Raw genomic sequence first — 19,379 nt, 5'->3', positions numbered from 1 at the left:
CACCCCGTCCGAGGACGCCGGGACACCGGCGAGGCACCACACGAGAGAGAGTTGGATCCCGTGAACCGAACCAGCCCCGAGCTCGACCGGAAGACTCCGGTCCTGCTGGTCAAGGTGGGCCACTACCCACTCGCGCACGGTCCGGTCGGCGTGGTCCGCTCCCTGGGCCGGGCCGGAGTCCCGGTCCGGGCGATGGTCGAGGACCGGATGACCCCGACGGCGCTCTCGCGCTACCTGTCCCGGGCGATCGTCCGCCCCACCAGCGGCCGGGAGCCGGACGAGCACCTGGTCGGGACCTTCCGGGACGTCGGCCGGCAACTCGTCGGGGAGTTCGGCCGCCGCAGCGTCGCCGTGCCCACGGACGACGAGGCGGCCGTGCTGCTCGCCGAGCACGCCGACGACCTGGCGCCGTACTTCCTGTTGCCGCCGGTGCCGGCCGGGCTGCCACGACGGCTCGCCGACAAGGGCACGCTGCACACCACCTGCCTGCGGTACGGCGTCCCGACGCCGCGCAGCGCCACGCCGGGCGACCGGGACGAGCTGGTGAAGGCCGCCGCCGCCTGCGGCTACCCGCTGGTGCTGAAGAACCTGGCGCCGTTCACCCGGCTGAGCGACCCGGTGGTCGGGCACACCACGATCGTGCGCGACGAGGGCGAACTGCTCGATCACTGCCCCTCGCGGGGCCCGCTGTCGGTGCTCGTCCAGGAGTTCCTGCCGGACGAGCGGACCGAGCACTGGATCACGCACCTGTGCTGCGGCGCCGACGGCGAACCGCTGGCCGTGTTCACCGGACGGAAGCTGCGCTCGTACCCGACCTCCGGCGGCTTCACCACCCGTGCCGTCGCGGTGCCCAACCCCGAGCTGGCCGAGCTGGCCGCCGGGCTCTGCCGCGCCACCGGTTTCAGCGGCATCGCCGACCTGGACTGGCGGCTGGACCTGCGCGACGGCCGGTACAAGCTGCTCGACTTCAACCCCCGCACCGGCGCCCAGTTCCGCCTCTTCGAGACGGTGGACGGCGTGGACGTCGTCCGGGCCCTCCACCTGTCGCTGACCGGCCGCCCGGTGCCCCGCGGGCCGCAGCTGAGCCGCTACTACGGTGTCGGCCAGCTCGATCTGCTCTCCGCGGCCGTCGGGACGTGGCACGACCGCCGTCCGCCCGCCGACCTGCGGCCCCGCCGGTCCACCGAACGGGCCTGGCTCTGCCGCGACGACCCCGCCCCCGCGGCCGCGATGACGGTCCGCTTCACCGGCCAGGCGATCCAGCGGGTGGCCCGGCAGGTGTCCTCCCCGGTGGCGGCCCGGCTGCCGTTCCGGGGGTCCCCCCGAGAATCCGCCCGAGCGATAGGAGGCTCGTCATGATCGGAACCAGGAGTGTCCCCGTCGCCGTGGTCGGCGCGGGACCGTACGGACTGTCCGTCGCGGCACACCTGAAGAACCGGGACGTGCCGGTGCGCGTCATGGGCGTGCCGATGGGAAGCTGGCGGGCCCGGATGCCCGCCGGGATGTTCCTGAAGTCCACCCCCCGGGCGTCCTCGATCTCCGACCCGGCCGGCCGGTACGGCCTCGACGCCTTCCGCGCCGCCCAGGGCCTGCCGCCGGTGGGCGACCGCTACGTCATCCCGCTGGACGAGTTCGTCCGCTACGGCGAGTGGTTCCAGCGGCTGTGCGTGCCCGAGGTCGAGCAGACCGCCGTGCTCCGGGTCGCCCCGATCCCGGCCAGCGGGCGCGAACCCGGCGGGTACCGGCTCGAACTGGACACCGGCGAGGAGTTCACCGCCCGCGCCGTCGTCCTCGCCAGCGGCTTCCCCCCGTACGCGCGGATCCCCGCCGAACTGCTGCCGCTGGTCGGCGCCGGCCTCGCCTCGCACACCTCCGAGCACGCGGACCTGGCGAAGTTCGCCGGCCAGCGGGTCGCGGTGATCGGCGCCGGCCAGTCCGCGCTGGAGAGCGCCACCCTCATGCACGAGGCCGGCGCCGAACCCGTCCTCGTCGCCCGCGCACCCCGGCTGCTCTTCGGGGACCCGCCCGACAGCGACCTGCCGAGCGAGCGGCCCTGGCCCGTCCGGCTGGCCAAACCGGCCTCCCCGCTCGGCCCCGGCTGGTCCTTCGCCGCCTTCAGCCGGGCCACCGGCGCCTTCCGCCACCTGCCCGACGCCACCCGGGCCCACTTCGTGCGCACCATCCTCGGCCCCTCCGGCGGCTGGTGGCTGCGCGAGCGGATGACCGGCAGGTTCCCGGTGCTCACCGGCCACGAGCTGCTGTCCGCCGAGGCCGCCGACGGCCGGGTCCGGCTCCACCTGCGCGGGACCACCGAGCGGCTGGACGTCGACCAGGTGCTGGTCGCCACCGGCTACCAGGTGGACGTCGGCCGGCTCGACCACCTCGATCCCGTGCTGCGCCGGGCCGTCGCCCACCGCAACGGGGGCGCCCCGCGGCTCACGGCCGGCTTCGAGTCCTCCGTCCCCGGCCTGTACTTCACGGGCCTGTCCGCGGCCGACACCTTCGGCCCGCTGATGCGCTTCGTCGCCGGGACGGGCTTCGCCTCGCGGCGGATCACCCGCTCGCTCGCGGCGGGCGGGTAGGGCGCACCGCTCCCGGTCGGCCGGGCCGCGTCAGCCCACGAGGCGGGACAGCTCGATGGAGTGGCCGGTGCGCTCCACCTTGGCGCGGAGGTAGCGGACGTTGCTCTCCGACAGGTGGACCCCCGTGGGCACCCGCCGCTCGACGGCGATGCCGAGCGCGGCGAGCTGGGCGGCCTTGTCGGGGTTGTTGCTCAGCAGGTCGATGACGGGAACGCCGAGCGCGGTGAGCATCTGGGCGGCCGCGGTGTAGTCGCGGCCGTCCTCGGGCAGGCCGAGGGCGGTGTTGGCGTCGTAGGTGTCGAGGCCGGAGTCCTGCAGGGCGTACGCGTCGAGCTTGTTGTACAGGCCGATGCCGCGGCCCTCCTGCCGCAGGTAGAGCAGGTAGCCGCCGGTCCGCGCGATGCTCTCCACCGATTCGCGCAGCTGGGGCCCGCAGTCGCAGCGGTCGGAGCCGAACACGTCGCCGGTCAGGCACTCCGAGTGCAGCCGCACCAGCGGGGTGCCGGCGGCCCCGGTCGTCCCGGTGCCTGCCCCGGTCGTCCCGGTGCCGTCCGCGGCCCCGGCGCCGTCCGCGGTCCTGGCGTCGCCGAGGGCGAGGGCCAGGTGCTCGGCGCCGTCGGCGAGGCCGTGGAAGGTGAACACCTCGGCCTCGGTGCGGTAGCCGTCCGGGAACGTCAGGGGGATGCGCACGCGGGAGCGCACGGTGGCGGTGCCGGGCTGCTGCATGGAGGGGCCTCCGGTGGTCGTCGGGCCGGGCGGGGCCTTGACCGTACCCGGTCGTTCCAATTTGAACAACTGGGATGATCGAGGCCGTCCGGCCGTCGCTCCGAACACCGGTGTCCGCCCGGCTGTTCCCGGGCCCGGCCCGCCCCCCTGTGGCCCGACCCCCTACGGTTCGACGCGATGGGTCATCGCCGCGCGGATCGTCCGGGTGCGCTCGGCCAGCGCCGGGAGGTCGAGAGCGGTCCCGTACCGGCCGATGTCGCTGACGCTGCCGAGGGTGGTGCCGCTCTGGTCCGCCCAGGCGCAGATCGGGGTCACCTTCGGCGCAGTGCCGAGCGCCGCGCACTTGAGGTAGCCGCCGAGCGGGCCGGGGTCGAAGACGGCGTAGCCCCTGGGGGAGGGGTCGCCGGCCATCGGCGAGGGGGCGGCCTCGTTCCCGGCCGAGGCCCAGAGCAGGCCGTGCAGTTCCTCGACCGGACCGGCGAACGAACCGGTCGCACCGACCACGAGGATGTCCGCCTCCTCCGCGCCGGGCACCCGGTAGCCGGTCACGAAGTGCTCCCGGAAGCGCAGCATGCCGGGCAGGTCCGGGAACATCTCCCGGTCCATCGCCGCGAACCGGCCCTGGGGGTCGGGGTCCCGGGTGAGCTCGCCGATGCTCTGCGGCGGGTCCAGCCGGTACCGCGCCGGATCGTCCGGCCCCAGGACCGTCATCAGCGTCCCCGCCGCCACGAGCGCGCCGGCCGCACCGCCCACCCGTATCCAGGTCCGTCGCCGCACCCGCCGGTACCACGGCGGCACGGGGGCGTCGGGCTCCGTCCAACGGGCCTTCAGCCGGTCGGCGGCGGTTTCGACGGGCGGGTCGACGGGCGGGTCTGCGGGGGCGTCGGCGGTGTCCGATGCGTCGGAGGCGGGCGATGCGTCGGCGGGGGTGCTGATCATGAGGCGAACGATGGGGGCCGACCCGCTCCCGCGTCAAACGGGCTCCGTCCCGGCCGGGATCGCCGACCAGGACGGCGGACTCCGTGGGCCAGGTGAAGACTCCGCGCACATCGGCTGAACCGGCCTCCCCGTCGGGTCGGGTCGTCTACGTTCTGACTCCATGACCATGTCACGCAGGACGATCATCAAGGGCCTCGCCGCCACCCCCCTCGCCGCCTTCGCCGGGGCCGCGGTCGCGCCGGCCGCGGCCGAGGCGGCGACGATCACGCCGGGTCGGTTCACGCTCGCCGAGCGGCTGTCCAACGGCCACGGGACGTACGCCTCGCTCGCCGCCGGCCTGGCCGGCAGGCTGCCGAAGGTCACCGTGGCCGACGTGCTGGCCAACGCCAACCGGGACGCCGCGCGACTGACCTCGGCGCCCTCGGGGGTGCAGGCGTTCCAGGACGGCTTCACCTGGAACCCGGGGGACCAGGGGGTGGCGGAGTGGATGCCGCAGGGCGTCACCACCAGCGCGGACGCGCTCGGCTCCGGGGTGTGGGGCGGGAAGCGGGTGGTCCTGGTCTCCTGGTACTTCGACACCGACCCGGACGGGGACGGCACCCCCGACTTCGCGATCAACAAGGGTGTCCGGGTCTCCTTCGTGGACTTCACCACTCCGACCGCCCCCAAGTACCGGCACGTGCTGCTGGTGGAGCCGGTGAAGACCGCCTCCGGCGCGTACGGCTACGCGCCCGTGCAGCGGCACGCGGGCGGGATCCTCTGGTACGGCAACCTGCTCTACATGGTGGACACCACCAAGGGCCTGCGCGTCTTCGACCTCGACACGATCTTCGAGGTGAGCTCCGGCAAGCCGGACGTCTGCGGCCTCGACGCCGACGGCAAGTACTACGCCTACGACTACCGCTACGTCCTCCCGCAGAGCGGCGCGTACGACAACACCGGCACGCTGCTGCGCTACTCCTGCCTCGGACTGGACCGGGCCTCCACGCCCGACAGCCTCACCGTCAGCGAGTACGCGGTCGACCTCGCCAACCCCGTCGTCGACTACGCGGGCACCGGGTGGAACGGCGACGGTACGAAGATCACCACGCCCAAGGTGGTCCGCTTCGACCTCGACCACACCACCCGCAGGCTCGGCTCCACCACGGCCTCCGAGGCGGTGACCGTGAAGCAGGGCAAGATCCAGGGCGTGGTGTCCCAGCAGAAGAGGCACTACCTGGCCACCAGCAACGGCTCCGGCAACGGCTCCCTGCGCGCGGTGGCCTCGGGCGCCGACACGCCCTCCACCGTCGGCCGGCTGGCGGTCGGCTGCGAGGACCTCAGCTTCCACAGCTCGGCCACCACGACCTGGAAGTACGCCGAGTCGGTGGTCTGGAACCTCAGCGAGTACGCGGGGAGCCGTTACGTCTACGCGGTGCGCGCCGACGGCTCCTGAGCGGCCCCCGGGGTCGGGCGGCCCCCGGGGGTTCAGCCCCGCAGCAGCAGGGAGGCGAACTCCCGCACCCGCGCCATGGTGATGCCCTCGCGCTGCTCCACCGCGAGCGGGTGGTCGGTCGGCTCCAGCTCGACGAGCGGACGCAGGCCGACCGCCCGGGTGTGGACGTTGGTCTTCAGGTTGATCGTCGACTCCGGGTAGAGCGAGAGCTCGGTGGAGAGCCAGCCGAAGTACGGCAGCTCCTGCTCGCGCTCGGGGCTCTCCCACAGGTCGTGCATCCGGCCGAAGTTGGCCTCGCTCAGCGACACCCACACGCCCCACGAGAACGGCTCGCCGTCCGGGCTGTCGTGCACCGGGATCTCGATCAGCCCGTGCACGAAGAAGTGGCTGTCCTTGATGACGCACTGGTCGGGGGTCAGCTCGCTGTCCCGGCGCAGGTTGTAGCGGGACTTCCAGGCGGCGGGCGCGGGGGCGCCGTACGACATCGGGGGGCCGTCCTGCGCGGCGCCGCAGCAGGTGCAGGTGTGATCGTGCTGGTCATGCGGGGTGGACATGGCGTGCAGCTTAGGGCTTGTCTGACAATTCCCGCCAGGCGCGCGACGCTCCCCCAGCCTTCGGCCGGGAGGTGCCCCCAGGGCACGCACTCCCCCAGCCTTCGGCCGGGAGGTGCCCCCACCGCATGGACTCCGCCCCCAGCCTCCGGCCGGGAGGTGCCCCCACCTCCGCCTTGCGATGCACGCACCCCACCGCCGCGCGCTCATCCGACGCGAATTGTCAGACAAGCCCTGACCCGACCGTTCCGGGCAGAGGATGTCGGGTGCGGCAGGGTGGGTCCTCCCTACGGTGGTGATCGGTAAGGGAAGGACGGGGGCAGGGATGCTGGAGCGCCTCAACCAGGCCATGGAGCACATCGAGCGGCACTTGGACGGGAGGATCGACGGCGCCGAGCTGGCGCGGATCGCTCTCACGTCGGAGTACCACTTCCGGCGGATGTTCTCGGCGCTCGCCGGGATGCCGCTCTCCGAGTACGTCCGGCGCAGGCGGCTGACCGTCGCGGGCGCCGAGGTGCTCGCGGGGGAGCGGACGCTGCTGGAGATCGCGGTGCGCTACGGCTACACCTCCGGCGAGGCCTTCGCCCGGGCGTTCCGTGCGGTGCACGGGGTCGGCCCGGGGGAGGCCCGGCGGGCGGGGGCGGTGCTGACCTCCCAGCCCCGGATGTCCTTCCGGCTCATCATCGAGGGGAGTAGCAGCATGGAGTACCGACTCGTGGAGCGGGACGCGTTCCGGGTGGTCGGCCTGAAGGCTCGGGTGCCGCTGGTGCACGAGGGGGTGAACCCGGCGATCGCCGCGTTCATCCGGGGCATTCCGCCGGAGACGGTCGGGCGGATCGCCGCGCTGTCGGCGGGCGAACCGGGCGGGATCGTGTCGGTGGTCGCGGACTTCGACGCGAGCCGCGCCGAGGGCACCGAACTGGACTACTACCACGCGGTGGTGGCCGGTCCGGAGGGCGCGGTGGACGGGGACCTGGACGTGCTGGAGGTCCCGGCGGGCGCCTGGGCGGTGTTCGACGGTTCGGGGCCGTTCCCGCAGGCCCTGCAGTACCTGTGGCGGGACGTGTTCACCGAGTGGTTCCCGTCGAACCCGTACCGCAGCCGGCCGGGTCCGGAGCTGCTGCGGACGGCGCTGTCCGCGGACGGCTCGCAGGCCGAGGCCCAGCTGTGGATCCCGGTGGAGCGGGAGGTCTGAGCCCCGCCGTTCAGCTCGGACCGCCGTGAAGCCCGGCCCGCCGTGCCGCTCAGTCGGTGCGGCGGGCCAGCAGGTACGCCCGGCGGGTCTGCGCCTCGTCCGGGCCGGGCTCGCGTTCCAGGCGGGCCTCGACGGCGAGGCCGGCGGCCGTCAGCTCCGCGGTCACGTTCCCGACGTCGAGGAAGTGGAAGTCCACGTCCACCGGGTGGCCCCACCACTCGTCCAGGTGCCGGACCTCCGCGCCGATGTGGAAGGAGACCAGCGCCCGGCCGCCGGGGCGCAGGACGCGGCGCAGTTCGGCGAACGCCCGGCCGAGTTCGCCGGGTGCGAGGTGGATCACCGAGTAGAGGGCGACGGCGGCGGCGAACTCGCCGTCCTTCGCCGGGAGTTCCAGCAGGTCACCGACCCGGAAGTCGGCCTCCGGGTGCTCCCGCCGGGCCACCTCCACCATCCCGGGCGACAGGTCGACACCCACCACGTCCACCCCGCGCCCGGCCGTCCGCTCCACGAGCCAGCCGGTCACGTGGCCGGGCCCGCAGCCCAGGTCGGCCACCGAGTCCCCGGGCTCCACGTCCTCGACGAGCGCGGCGAGCAGCGCGCGGTCGAGCGGCTTGCCGGCGAGCTCGTCACCGATGCGGCGGCGGTACTCCTCGGCGACGGTGTCGTAGCTGCGACGGACGTGTTCCCTGGTGGTCGTCATACCGCCAGCATGGCACAGGAGTTGACCCGGCCCGCAGGGGTTTCTCCGTCCCCGGAGCAGCCCCGGAGCAACCCCGGAGCAGCCCCGGACGGCCAGGTGGGCCGGCCCGTCGACCGGGCCTCCGCCGTCACGGTCGGCGTGGAGCGGGACGGGCCCGCCGGTCCGGCGCCCGCCGGCCCCGCCACCGGCAGCGCCCGCCCCCGTTCGGCGCAGCAGCGGGCGGCCCGGGGCGGGCGGGGGCCGCATGCTGGGCCCCGGGGGTGTGCCGCCTACCCGAGGGAGTGCGATCAACGATGTCCAAGGCGTTCGGATTCGTCGACTACGGCGGGCCGGAGACCCAGGAGTTCCTGGACCGGCCGGCGCCGGAGCCGGCGGCGGGCCAGGTGCGGATCGCCGTCCGGGCGGCCGGGGTGAACCCGTTCGACTGGAAGCTCCGGCAGGGGACGTACGGGCGGGACCGCGAGCTGCCGGCGGTGATGGGCTCGGAGGCGGCGGGTGTGATCGAGCAGGTCGGGCCGGGGGTGGAGGGCTTCACCCCGGGCGACGAGGTGTTCGGGACCACCGCCGAGGGCGCCTTCGCCGAGCAGGCGCTGCTGATCACCCGGCTGACCGCGCTGAAGCCCGAGGGCGTGTCCTTCGCCCAGGCGGCCGCGCTGCCGGTGGCGGCGGCGACCGCGGACGACGGCGTACGGGACATCGGGCTCGGCTCCGGGCAGACGCTGCTGATCCTCGGGATCGCGGGTGGTGTGGGCAGCGCGGCGGCGCAGATCGCCCGCAGCCTCGGGATCCGGGTGATCGGGACGGCGAGCGACGCCAAGCGGGCCTTCGTGGAGTCGCTGGGCGCGACGCAGGTGCGGTACGGCCCGGGGGTGGCCGAGCGGATCCGGGCGGCGGCGCCCGACGGGGTGGACGGGATCCTCGACCTGATCGGCGGGGAGGACCTGCGCGACGCCGTCGGGACCCTGGCCGACCGGGGACGGCTGGTCAGCACCGTCGACCCGGCGACCGCCACCGAACTGGGCGGGCGGTACATCACCCGGAGCACCACCTCGCAGAGCCTGGCGGCGCTCGCCGCCCTGGTGGCCGCCGGCGAGCTGGACCCGCACATCACCGGCCGCTACCCGCTGGCGCACGCGGCGGAGGCGATGGCGCTGGTGGAGTCGGGGCACGTCCGGGGGAAGCTCGTCCTGGACATCGCCTGAGAACCCCAGAACCCCAGAACCCCAGAGCCCGGAACCGGACAGCACCACGGGAGAACGGAACCGACCCGATGAAGTTCGACGACCTGAGGACCGGCGGCCCCTGCTGGGTGGAGCTGGGCACGAGTGAGCCGACCCTCGCCAGGCGGTTCTACGGTGAGCTGTTCGGCTGGCGGCCCGAGACCGACGAGCGGCCCGAGGCCGGCGGCTACACCTTCATGAAGCTGGGCGGGGCGATGGCCGCCTCGGTCACCCCGCTGATGGGGCCCGAGCAGCCGACCGCCTGGACGGTCTCCTTCGCGGTGGACGACGTCGAGGCGGCGGCCGTCCGGGTCACCGCGGCGGGCGGGCGGCTGATCGTGCCGCCGTCGCCGGCGCTGGACTGGGGCCGCTTCGTGATCGCCGCGGATCCCTCCGGCGCGGTGTTCGGGCTCTGGCAGGGCGCGGAGCTGGCCGGCGCCGGGGTGTTCAACGCGCCGGGCGCGCTCGGCTGGGTGGAACTGCTGACCCGGGACGCCGAGGGCGCGAAGGCGTTCTACCCGGCGGTGCTCGGCTGGACGGTCAACCCCTCCGACTCGTACACCCAGTGGGGTCTGGAGGGGCTGGACTTCGGCGGGATGATGACCATGGACGACCGCTTCCCGCCCCAGGTGCCGCCGCACTGGCTGCCGTACTTCTCGGTGGCGGACGTGGACGTGACCGCGTTCCGGGCGGGCAACCTGGGCGCGGACGTGATGATGCCGCCCACCGACGTCCCCGGCGGGCCGCGCATCGCGGTCCTGCGCGACCCGCAGGGGGCGGCGTTCGGGGTCTACCCGGCGGGTACGGAGGGCTGATCGGCCGGCCGCGCCGCCGGCCGGTGGCGGCGGCGCAGTCCGAAGGCCGCCGCGCCGGCGGTGACCACGAGCGCGGCCTGCGGCACCACGTCGCCCAGCCGGTCGTACCAGGTGAGGGTGCCGGGCGCGGTGAGCGGCAGTCGTACGGTGAGCGCGCCGTGCGCGTCGGTGCCGAGCCGGGCGAGCTCGCGGCCCTGCGGGTCGAAGGCGGCGGAGACGCCGGTGAGCGCGGCCTGCACGGCGGGGCGGCCGGTCTCGGCGGCGCGCAGGGCGGCCAGCGAGGCGTGCTGCTCGGGGGCCCAGGTGGACTGGAAGGTCGAGGTCGAGGACTGGTAGACGAGCACCCGGGCGCCCTCGCGGGCGGCGGTGCGGGCCATGTCGGGGAAGGCCGACTCGAAGCAGATCAGGGTGCCGACGGGCAGCGGCGCGCCGGCCCGGCCGACGGCGGGCAGCGGGTGGAAGCCGGTGCCGGGCAGCCGGTTCTCGCCGGCCGCCCGGGAGATCCCGGCCAGCCAGCCGAGCGCCGGGCGCAGCGGGATGTACTCGCCGAAGGGCACCAGGCGGATCTTGCGGTAGCGGTCGAGGATGCCGTCCGGGCCGATCAGCACGGCGTCCTTGGAGATCCGGCCGTCGGCGGTCCGGGCGTCCTCGTTGACCAGCAGCTGCGCGCCGACGGTGAGGGACAGGGCGCGCAGCCGGTCCAGCACCGCGGTGTCGCGCTGCAGGTCGGTGGTGGTGCTGCTCTCGCCCCAGACGACCAGGTCGAGCGGCTGCCCGGCGAGGGCTTCGGTGGCGCGGGCGCTGGCCTCGAAGCGTTCCGCCGGGTCCTCGACCACCCCGGCCTGGACGAGCGCCACGGTCGCGTACCCGGCGGGGGCGGGCGCGGGGCGCAGGGCGAACAGCAGCGGGCCGGCCAGCAGGATCAGCACCGTGGCGCCGGCGGCCAGCGCGCGGGGGCGCCAGGGCGCGGCGGTCAGCGCGATCAGGACGCCGGTGTTGACGGCGACGACGGCGGCGCTGATCAGCCAGACCCCGCCGACCGAGGCCAGCGCCAGCACGGTGGGGTGCTGCCACTGGGTGGCGCCGAGCAGGGCCCAGGGGCCGCCGAGGGCGGGCAGCGAGCGGGCGTACTCGGTGGTCAGCCAGACGGCGGGGACGACGAGCAGCGCGGCGGCGGCCCGGGCGGGGGTCGGCGGCCGGTGCAGCAGCGCCCACACGGCGAGGCCGACGCCGGCCTGGAGGGAGCCGAAGAGCAGGGCGAGCGGCAGCAGGCCCGGGCCGATGGAGGGCACCAGCCAGTACATGGCGACCAGGATGAAGCCGGCGCCGAACCACCAGCCGCGCACCGCCGCCTCCCGCCCGCTGGGCGCGCGCTGCATCAGCAGCAGTCCGGGGACGAGGGCGATCCAGGCGAACCAGGCCTGGCCGGGAGCGGGGAAGGCGAGCACCGGGAGGGCGCCGGAGGCGAGCGCGGCGTACCGGGCGGGCTGGGCGAGGGCGCGTCGGAATGGCACGCTCCGATTGTCCGCTCGGGCCGGGCGGGTGAACAGGCCGCGCGCCGGTGGGCGCCGGGTTTCTCCGACGGCCCGCGCGCCGGCGGGGCCGGTCCTCTCCGGTGACCGCGCCCCGGCGTACGCCCCGGGAACGCCGACGGGCCGCGCGCCCGGCGGCACGCGGCCCGTCCACGACGGGAGGCGGGGATCAGCCCTCGCCGCCCTCCAGGTCGCCCTCGGTCTCCAGGAACGCCGCCTGGAGCTGCTCGATCAGCGCCGGGTCCGGCTTCTCCCACAGCCCGCGCGAGGCCGCCTCCAGCAGCCGCTCGCTGATGCCGTGCAGCGCCCACGGGTTGGCGCCGGCCAGGAACTCCCGGTTGACCGGGTCCAGCACGTACTCCTCGGTCAGCTTCTCGTACATCCAGTCGGCGACCACGCCCGTGGTGGCGTCGTAGCCGAACAGGTAGTCGACGGTCGCCGCCATCTCGAAGGCGCCCTTGTAGCCGTGCCGGCGCATGGCCTCGATCCAGCGCGGGTTGACCACGCGGGCGCGGAAGACCCGGGCCGCCTCCTCGGTCAGCGTCCTGGTCCGGACGGTCTCCGGGCGGGTCGAGTCGCCGATGTACGCGGTCGGGGCCTTGCCGGTGAGCGCCCGGACGGTGGCGACCATGCCGCCGTGGTACTGGAAGTAGTCGTCCGAGTCGGCGATGTCGTGCTCGCGGGTGTCGGTGTTCTTGGCGGCGACGGTGATCCGCTTGTACGCGGTCTCCATCTCCTCGCGCGCCGGCCGCCCGTCCAGCCCGCGCCCGTACGCGTAGCCGCCCCAGACCGTGTACACCTCGGCCAGGTCGGCGTCGGTGCGCCAGTCGCGGCTGTCGATCAGCTGGAGCAGGCCGGCCCCGTACGTGCCCGGGCGGGAGCCGAAGACGCGGACGGTGGCCTTGCGCTCGTCGCCGTGCACCGCCAGGTCCGCCTGGACGTGGGCGCGCACGTAGTTGTCCGCGTCCGCCTCCTCCTGGGCGGCGGCCAGCCGGACGGCGTCGTCCAGCAGGGCGACCACGTGCGGGAAGGCGTCCCGGAAGAAGCCGGAGATGCGCAGGGTGACGTCGATGCGCGGACGGCCCAGCTCCTCCGGGCCGATCGCCTCCAGACCGGTGACCCGGCGCGAGGCGTCGTCCCAGACCGGGCGCACGCCCAGCAGCGCGAAGGCCTCGGCGATGTCGTCGCCGGCGGTGCGCATCGCGCTGGTGCCCCACAGCGACAGGCCCACCGAGGGCGGGTAGGCGCCGTCGTTGTCGGCCCGGTAGCGCTCGACCAGCGAGGCGGCGAGCGCCTGGCCGGTCTCCCACGCCAGCTTGGAGGGGACGGCCTTGGGGTCGACCGAGTAGAAGTTGCGGCCGGTCGGCAGCACGTTCACCAGGCCGCGCAGCGGCGAGCCGGACGGCCCGGCCGGGACGAAGCCGCCGCGCAGCGCGTGCAGCACGGCGCCCAGCTCGTCGGTGGTGGCGGCCAGGCGCGGCACGACCTGGGTGGCGGCGAAGGCCAGCACCTCGTGGACGGCCTCCGGCAGGCCCTCGGCGACCTTCGCCACCGCTTCGGGCGCCCAGTCCGCGGCCTCCATCGCCTCGACCAGGGCGCGGGCCCTGGCCTCGGCGGCGTCGGTGGCGCCCAGGGTCAGGGCGGCCTCGTCCAGGCCGAGCGCCTCGCGCAGGCCGGGCAGCGCGCTGACACCGCCCCAGATCTGGCGGGCGCGCAGGATGGCCAGCACGATGTTGACCCGGTCGGTGCCGCTCGGGGCCTGGCCGAGCACGTGCAGGCCGTCGCGGATCTGGGCGTCCTTGACCTCGCAGAGCCAGCCGTCGACGTGCAGCAGGAAGTCGTCGAAGCCGTCGTCCTCGGGCCGCTCCTCCAGACCGAGGTCGTGGTCGAGCTTGGCGGCCTGGATCAGGGTCCAGATCTGGGCGCGGATCGCCGGCAGCTTGGCCGGGTCCATCGCGGCGATGTTGGAGTGCTCGTCGAGCAGCTGCTCCAGGCGGGCGATGTCGCCGTAGGAGTCGGCGCGGGCCATCGGCGGCACCAGGTGGTCGACCAGGGTGGCGTGGGCGCGGCGCTTGGCCTGGGTGCCCTCGCCCGGGTCGTTGACCAGGAAGGGGTAGATCAGCGGCAGGTCGCCGAGGACGGCGTCCGGGCCGCACTCGGCGGACAGCGCGGCGGTCTTGCCGGGCAGCCACTCCAGGTTGCCGTGCTTGCCCAGGTGGATGACCGCGTGGGCGCCGAAGCCGCCGTCCTCCTGGGCCGCCTCGATCCAGCGGTAGGCGGCGAGGTAGTGGTGGGAGGGCGGGAGGTCCGGGTCGTGGTAGATGGCGACCGGGTTCTCGCCGAAGCCGCGCGGCGGCTGGATGAGGACCAGCAGGTTGCCGGAGCGGATCGCGGCGAGCACGATGTCGCCGTCCGGGTTCTGCGAGCGGTCGACGTACAGCTCGCCGGGCGCCGGGCCCCAGTGCTCCTCGACCTGCTCGCGCAGCCCCTGCGGCAGCCCGGCGTACCAGCGGCGGTAGTCGGCGGCGGGGATGCGCACCGGGTTGCGGGCGAGCTGGTCCTCGGTCAGCCAGTCCTGGTCGTACCCGCCGGCCGCGATCAGCGCGTGGATCAGGGCGTCGCCCTCGTGGGTGTCCTCGTCGCCGGTGACGTCGAGGCCCGGCAGCCCGGTGCCGAGGTCCATGCCCTCCTCGCGCAGCCGCTCCAGCAGGCGCACGGCGCTGGCCGGGGTGTCCAGGCCGACCGCGTTGCCGACCCGGGCGTGCTTGGTCGGGTACGCGGAGAGCACCAGGGCGAGCCGGCGCTCGGCGGCCGGGACGTGCCGCAGCCGGGCGTGCCGGACGGCCACGCCGGCCACCCGGGCGGCGCGCTCGGGGTCGGCGGCGTAGACGGTCAGGCCGTCCTCGTCCAGCTCCTTGAAGGAGAACGGGACGGTGATCAGGCGGCCGTCGAACTCCGGCACGGCGATCTGGGTGGCGGTGTCCAGCGGGGAGAGGCCGTCGTCGCTGGCCTCCCACTGGGCGCGCGACCAGGTCAGGCAGAGCGCCTGGAGGATCGGGCGGTCCAGCGCGGCCAGCGCGCCCGCGTCCCAGGCCTCCTCGTCCCCGCCGGCCTGGGCGTCGGCCGGGCGGGTGCCGCCGGCGGCGAGCACGGTGGTGACGATGGCGTCGGCCTCGCCGAGGGCGGCCAGCAGCTCGGGCTCGGCGCCGCGCAGCGAGGCGCAGTAGTACGCCCTCACCCGCGCGCCCTGGTCCTCGACGGCCCGGCAGAGGGTCTCGACGAAGGCGGTGTTCCCGCTCATGTGGTGGGCGCGGTAGTAGAGCACCGCGATGCTCGGGCCCTCGGTCGTCCGGGCCTCGCGCTCCAGCGGGCCCCAGGCCGGCGCGGAGGCGGGCGGGGCGAAGCCGTGGCCGGTGAGCAGCACGGTGTCGGAGAGGAAGGCGGCCAGCTCGGCGAGGTTGGCCGCGCCGCCGTGGGCGAGGTAGGCGTGCGCCTCGGCGGCGATGCCGGCGGGGACGGTGGACAGCTCCATCAGCTGGGCGTCGGGGGCCTGCTCACCGGTCAGCACGACGACCGGGCGGGGGCCGGCCAGCAGCGCGTCCAGGCCCTCCTGCCAGGCGCGGCGGCCGCCGAGCAGGCGGACCACGACCAGGTCGGTGCCCTCCAGCAGGTCGGGCAGGTCCTCGGGCGTCAGCCGGGCCGGGTTGCCGAGGCGGTAACGGACCGCACCTTCGGCGGCGCGGGCGCTGAGCAGGTCGGTGTCGGACGTCGACAGCAGCAGGATCATGCGAAGGCCCTCCCGGCCTCGGAGCCGCCCCGAGCCGAAGGGCGCGCCGGCGTTGAAAGTGACGAGTGACAAGCGACTGACGAAGGAAGGAGTGCCGGAGCGTGGGCCCCTCCTGCCCGGTGGCGGGCAGGGAGGGCGATCGTCGACGGCGGGTCCGAGCGCCCGGAGGCGAGCGGGCGAGTCACGGTGGACAGGACCGCGAGCGCGGGCATGCGGCGGCGCATGGCTTCAAGCCTTCCTCGGGGTCCGCGCCCCGGGCCGGTGGAGGACGGCAGGAGTTCCTGGCTCCCGCGGCTCCCCGGTGTTCCGGTGAACCGCGGTCACAGTGGCGGGACCGCACCGGGTTTGCACCGGTTTCCTCCCCTGCGCCGTCGCTGGCGTGCGGGCGGCCGCGGGGCCGCCCGGCAGCATCGTACGGGGTCCGGACGGCCCGGGGGAGTGCCGGTCGGGCCGGTCGGGGGTGTGAGCGACGGTACGGAGGCAGCCCATCGGATCATCTGTATGCTCGCCGCCATGCCACCCGAACCCGACGCCGCCGTGCCGGGCGCCGCGCCGCCAGACCGGGCCCGTGCGGACGCCTGCCCGGGGGCCCTTCGTCTGCACACCGCCGCCGACGGCGCGCTGGCCCGGGTCCGCCTGCCCGGCGGGCTGCTGACGCGGGATCAGGCGCTCGCGCTGGCCGACGCCGCGCAGGCGCTCGGCGACGGCCACGTGGAGATCACCTCCCGCGGCAACGTCCAGTTGCGCGGCCTCGGTTCGGACTGCGGCGGCGAACTCGCCGGGCGGCTGCGGGCCGTCGGGCTGCTGCCCTCCGACACCCACGAGCGGGTGCGCAACATCGTCGCCTCGCCCGGTCCGGCCGGCGGCCACGCCGATGTGCGGGCCTGGGCGCGGGAGCTGGACGCCGGGCTCTGCGCGAGCCCGTGGGCGGCCGCGCTGTCCGGCAAGTTCCTGTTCGCGCTGGACGACGGACGCGGCGACGTGGCCGCGCTGAACGCCGATGTGACATTGATCGCAGGCCCGGACGGCACGGCCCTGCTGCGGCTGGCCCGTTCGGCCGCCGCCCGGCCCGTCCCGGCCGACCGGGCCGTGGACGCCGCGCTGGCGGCCGCCCACGACTTCCTGGCCGCGCTGCGCGCCACCGGCCGCCAGGCCTGGCACCTGCGGGAGGTGCCGGACCTGCTGCCGGCCGGCACCGTGACGCTGCCTGAGTTCCCCGGCGCGCCGCCGGTGCTGGGCGCGGTGCCGGGCGGCCTCTCGGTCGCCCAGGGCTTCGGGCCGGCGACCTCCGCCCAGTGGCGGGTGCTGGCCGACGCCGCCGAGGGCGAGCTGAGGCTCACCCCGTGGCGGGGGGTGGTGCTGCCCGGCGCCGGCGCCGAGCGGCTCGCCGACCTGGCCGCGGCGGGTTTCCGGACGGTGTCCGACCCCGCGTGGGAGCGGGCCACCGCCTGTACCGGGGCGCCGCAGTGCGCGTCGTCCCTGGCCGACGTCCGGGCCGACGCGGCCCGGGCGCTGGCCGCCGCCCCGACCGGCGGCCTGCCGGTGCACTGGTCGGGCTGCGAGCGGCGTTGCGGACATCCCGCCGGACGGTGGGTGGACGTGCTGGCGACCGGGCAGGGGTACCGGGTGACGGTGGAAGGCGTCCCGGCGGGGCAGCGCGCCGCCGTGGACGTGACGAACGAGGAGATGGCCGAGGCGGTCGCCGAGGCCCGGAGGACCACGAAGTGATCGAGTACGAGAAGGACGGCGCGTCCATCTACCGCCAGTCCTTTGCCACCATCCGGGCCGAGGCCGACCTGGCCGCGCTGCCCGCGGACGTGTCCCGGGTCGCCGTGCGGATGATCCACGCCTGCGGCATGACCGACCTGGTCGAGGACCTGGTGTACTCGCCCGGCGTGGTCGCCTCCGCGCGCGCCGCGCTGCACGCCGGTGCGCCGATCCTCTGCGACGTCAACATGGTGGCCAGCGGGGTCACCCGCAAGCGGCTGCCGGCGGACAACGAGGTCATCTGCACCCTCACCGACCCCTCGGTGCCCGAGCTGGCGCAGCGGATGGGCAACACCCGCAGCGCCGCCGCCATGGAGTTGTGGCTGCCCCGGCTGGAGGGCGCGGTGGTGGCCGTCGGCAACGCGCCGACCTCGCTGTTCCGGCTGCTGGAGATGATCGAGGCGGGCGCCCCGCGCCCGGCCGCGGTGATCGGGGTCCCGGTCGGCTTCATCGGGGCCGCCGAGTCCAAGCAGGCCCTGGCCGAGCACCCCGCCGGCCTGGAGCACCTGGTGGTTCGCGGCCGCCGCGGCGGCAGCGCGATCGCCGCCGCCGCCATCAACGCGATTGCGAGTGAGGAAGAGTGACGGAGCGTCAGAATGGCGGCACGGGCCGGCTGTACGGCGTCGGACTGGGCCCCGGCGACCCGGACCTGATCACCGTCCGCGCCGCCGACCTCATCGGCAAGGCCGATGTGGTCGCGTACCACAGCGCCCGGCACGGCCGCTCCATCGCGCGCTCGATCGCCGAGCGCTACCTGACCGGCGGCCAGATCGAGGAGAAGCTGGTCTACCCGATCACGGTCGAGACCACCGACCACCCCGGCGGCTACCGGGGCGCGCTGGACGACTTCTACGAGGAGGCCGCCGCCCGGCTCGCCGCCCACCTGGACGCCGGCCGGAACGTGGTCGTGCTCGCCGAGGGCGACCCGCTGTTCTACGGCTCCTACCAGCACATGCACAAGCGCCTCGCGCACCGCTACCCGACCGAGGTGGTGCCCGGCGTGACCTCGGTCAGCGCCGCCGCCGCCCGGCTCGGGCAGCCGCTCACCGAGGCCGAGGAGACCCTGACGATCATCCCGGGCACGCTGCCCGAGGAGGAGCTGACCGCGCGGATCGCCTCCGCCGACTCGGCCGTCATCATGAAGCTCGGCCGCACCTTCCCCACCGTGCGCCGCGCCCTGGAGCGGGCCGGCCGGCTCGCCGACGCCCGGTACGTCGAGCGGGCGTTCATGGACGGCGAGCGCACCCTGCCGCTGGCCGAGGTGGACGCCGACTCCGTGCCGTACTTCTCGGTGGCCGTGCTGCCCAGCAAGGTCGCGCCGCTGGAGGCCCCGGCGCCCGTGCCGGAGGGCACGGGCAGCGTCACCGTCATCGGCACCGGCCCGGCCGGCCCGCTCTGGCTCACCCCCGAGGCGCGCGGCGCCCTGGCCGAGGCCACCGACCTGGTCGGCTACACCACCTACCTGGACCGGGTGCCCGAGCGCCCCGGCCAGCGGCGGCACGGCTCCGACAACAAGGTGGAGTCCGAGCGCGCCGAGTTCGCCCTCGACCTCGCCCGCCGGGGCCACCGGGTGGCCGTGGTGTCCTCCGGCGACCCGGGCGTCTTCGCCATGGCCACCGCCGTCCTGGAGGTCGCCTGCGAGGAGCAGTACCGCGAGGTGCCCGTACGGGTCGTGCCCGGCATGACCGCCGCACACGCCGCCGCCTCCCGGGCCGGCGCGCCGCTCGGCCACGACTACGCGGTGGTCTCGCTCTCCGACCGGCTCAAGCCCTGGGAGGTCGTGGCGAAGCGGCTGCGCGCCGCCGCGGAGGCCGACCTGGTGCTCGCCCTCTACAACCCCGGCTCGCAGTCCCGCACCACCCAGGTGGGGCGCGCCCGCGACCTGCTCCTGGAGTACCGCGGCCCGGACACCCCCGTGGTGATGGCCCGGGACGTCGGCGGGCCGACCGAGCGGGTCCGCACCGTGCGCCTCGGCGAGCTCGACCCCGCCCAGATCGACATGCGGACGATCCTGCTCATCGGCTCCTCGCAGACCCGCCACCACCCCCGCGGCACCAACCCCGACGTGGTCTGGACCCCCCGCAGGTACCCGGAGGCGTGAGCCCCGTGCGCGGCGGGATGGTCCGCCTT

15 protein-coding genes and 1 riboswitch are annotated in these 19,379 nt (G+C 75.2%); of the genes, 9 read left to right on the top strand and 6 right to left on the bottom strand.

Translation table 11 applies throughout. From position 1 onward, the window contains the following. Window positions 1–60: 60 nt before the first annotated feature. Together ACWEQL_RS14080 and ACWEQL_RS14075 are read left to right on the top strand one after the other, a co-directional pair. Entirely contained in the window at window positions 61–1,359 is a 1,299-nt protein-coding gene (locus ACWEQL_RS14080) for a carboxylate--amine ligase (protein ID WP_452150492.1), read from the top strand. After that, the gene (locus ACWEQL_RS14075; RefSeq protein WP_452150491.1) at window positions 1,356–2,582 is read left to right on the top strand and encodes an FAD-dependent oxidoreductase; all 1,227 of its coding nucleotides are present in this window, start codon (window positions 1,356–1,358) and stop codon (window positions 2,580–2,582) included. Before ACWEQL_RS14080 ends, ACWEQL_RS14075 begins: the two co-directional genes overlap by 4 nt. Window positions 2,583–2,612: 30 nt before the next feature. On the opposite strand, the gene ACWEQL_RS14070 is transcribed toward ACWEQL_RS14075, so the two are convergent. Then, window positions 2,613–3,308: a GTP cyclohydrolase II gene (locus tag ACWEQL_RS14070; RefSeq protein ID WP_452150490.1), complete on the bottom strand. Its 696-nt coding sequence runs from the start codon at window positions 3,306–3,308 to the stop codon at window positions 2,613–2,615. Window positions 3,309–3,470: 162 nt separating this feature from the next. Continuing rightward, window positions 3,471–4,247 (bottom strand): hypothetical protein, encoded by a 777-nt coding sequence (locus tag ACWEQL_RS14065; RefSeq protein ID WP_452150489.1) that lies wholly within the window; start codon window positions 4,245–4,247, stop codon window positions 3,471–3,473. A 160-nt stretch (window positions 4,248–4,407) separates the two neighbouring features. Here ACWEQL_RS14065 and ACWEQL_RS14060 point away from each other — a divergent pair, with 160 nt between their 5' ends. Beyond that, window positions 4,408–5,682 (top strand): hypothetical protein, encoded by a 1,275-nt coding sequence (locus ACWEQL_RS14060; protein ID WP_452150488.1) that lies wholly within the window; start codon window positions 4,408–4,410, stop codon window positions 5,680–5,682. A 32-nt stretch (window positions 5,683–5,714) separates the two neighbouring features. Here the strand turns inward: ACWEQL_RS14060 and ACWEQL_RS14055 are convergent, their stop codons facing one another. Then, window positions 5,715–6,236, bottom strand: a complete 522-nt coding sequence (locus tag ACWEQL_RS14055) for a DUF2199 domain-containing protein (protein WP_452150487.1) — start codon at window positions 6,234–6,236, stop codon at window positions 5,715–5,717. Between the two features lie 322 nt (window positions 6,237–6,558). Here ACWEQL_RS14055 and ACWEQL_RS14050 point away from each other — a divergent pair, with 322 nt between their 5' ends. Further along, a complete protein-coding gene (locus ACWEQL_RS14050; RefSeq protein ID WP_452150486.1) occupies window positions 6,559–7,428 on the top strand; it encodes an AraC family transcriptional regulator in 870 nt (289 codons plus the stop codon). A gap of 49 nt (window positions 7,429–7,477) precedes the next feature. Here ACWEQL_RS14050 and ACWEQL_RS14045 read toward each other — a convergent pair whose 3' ends face one another. Continuing rightward, entirely contained in the window at window positions 7,478–8,128 is a 651-nt protein-coding gene (locus ACWEQL_RS14045; protein ID WP_452150485.1) for a class I SAM-dependent methyltransferase, read from the bottom strand. Window positions 8,129–8,421: 293 nt separating this feature from the next. On the opposite strand from ACWEQL_RS14045, the gene ACWEQL_RS14040 reads away from it, so the two are divergent. Continuing rightward, window positions 8,422–9,330 carry an NADP-dependent oxidoreductase gene (locus tag ACWEQL_RS14040; RefSeq protein ID WP_452150484.1) on the top strand — a complete coding sequence of 303 codons (909 nt, stop codon included), beginning with the start codon at window positions 8,422–8,424 and terminating at the stop codon, window positions 9,328–9,330. Window positions 9,331–9,398: 68 nt separating this feature from the next. Continuing rightward, window positions 9,399–10,163, top strand: coding sequence for a VOC family protein (locus ACWEQL_RS14035; RefSeq protein ID WP_452150483.1), 765 nt, complete (start codon window positions 9,399–9,401; stop codon window positions 10,161–10,163). Here the strand turns inward: ACWEQL_RS14035 and lnt are convergent. Then, window positions 10,139–11,677 (bottom strand): apolipoprotein N-acyltransferase, encoded by a 1,539-nt coding sequence (gene lnt / locus ACWEQL_RS14030; RefSeq protein WP_452150482.1) that lies wholly within the window; start codon window positions 11,675–11,677, stop codon window positions 10,139–10,141. The two genes, ACWEQL_RS14035 and lnt, sit on opposite strands and share 25 nt — an antisense overlap. Before the next feature lie 187 nt (window positions 11,678–11,864). Continuing rightward, window positions 11,865–15,482 carry a cobaltochelatase subunit CobN gene (gene cobN / locus ACWEQL_RS14025; RefSeq protein ID WP_452150481.1) on the bottom strand — a complete coding sequence of 1,206 codons (3,618 nt, stop codon included), beginning with the start codon at window positions 15,480–15,482 and terminating at the stop codon, window positions 11,865–11,867. A 275-nt stretch (window positions 15,483–15,757) separates the two neighbouring features. Beyond that, window positions 15,758–15,843, bottom strand: a riboswitch (cobalamin riboswitch). Window positions 15,844–15,995: 152 nt separating this feature from the next. On the opposite strand from cobN, the gene ACWEQL_RS14020 reads away from it, so the two are divergent. Genes ACWEQL_RS14020 through ACWEQL_RS14010 form a run of 3 tightly spaced genes read left to right on the top strand, consistent with a single transcriptional unit; the run spans window position 15,996 to window position 19,350 of the window. After that, window positions 15,996–17,210, top strand: coding sequence for a hypothetical protein (locus ACWEQL_RS14020; RefSeq protein ID WP_452150480.1), 1,215 nt, complete (start codon window positions 15,996–15,998; stop codon window positions 17,208–17,210). Next, window positions 17,207–17,833, top strand: a complete 627-nt coding sequence (locus tag ACWEQL_RS14015; protein WP_452150479.1) for a precorrin-8X methylmutase — start codon at window positions 17,207–17,209, stop codon at window positions 17,831–17,833. Before ACWEQL_RS14020 ends, ACWEQL_RS14015 begins: the two co-directional genes overlap by 4 nt. Continuing rightward, window positions 17,830–19,350: a precorrin-2 C(20)-methyltransferase gene (locus ACWEQL_RS14010; protein ID WP_452150478.1), complete on the top strand. Its 1,521-nt coding sequence runs from the start codon at window positions 17,830–17,832 to the stop codon at window positions 19,348–19,350. The genes ACWEQL_RS14015 and ACWEQL_RS14010 overlap by 4 nt, the downstream gene beginning before the upstream one ends. Window positions 19,351–19,379 lie beyond the last annotated feature (29 nt).

It is taken from the genome of Kitasatospora sp. NPDC004240 (genome assembly GCF_053603215.1).
Note: the sequence above shows the minus strand (reverse complement) of the source record. Positions and strands in the feature narration are given on the sequence as shown.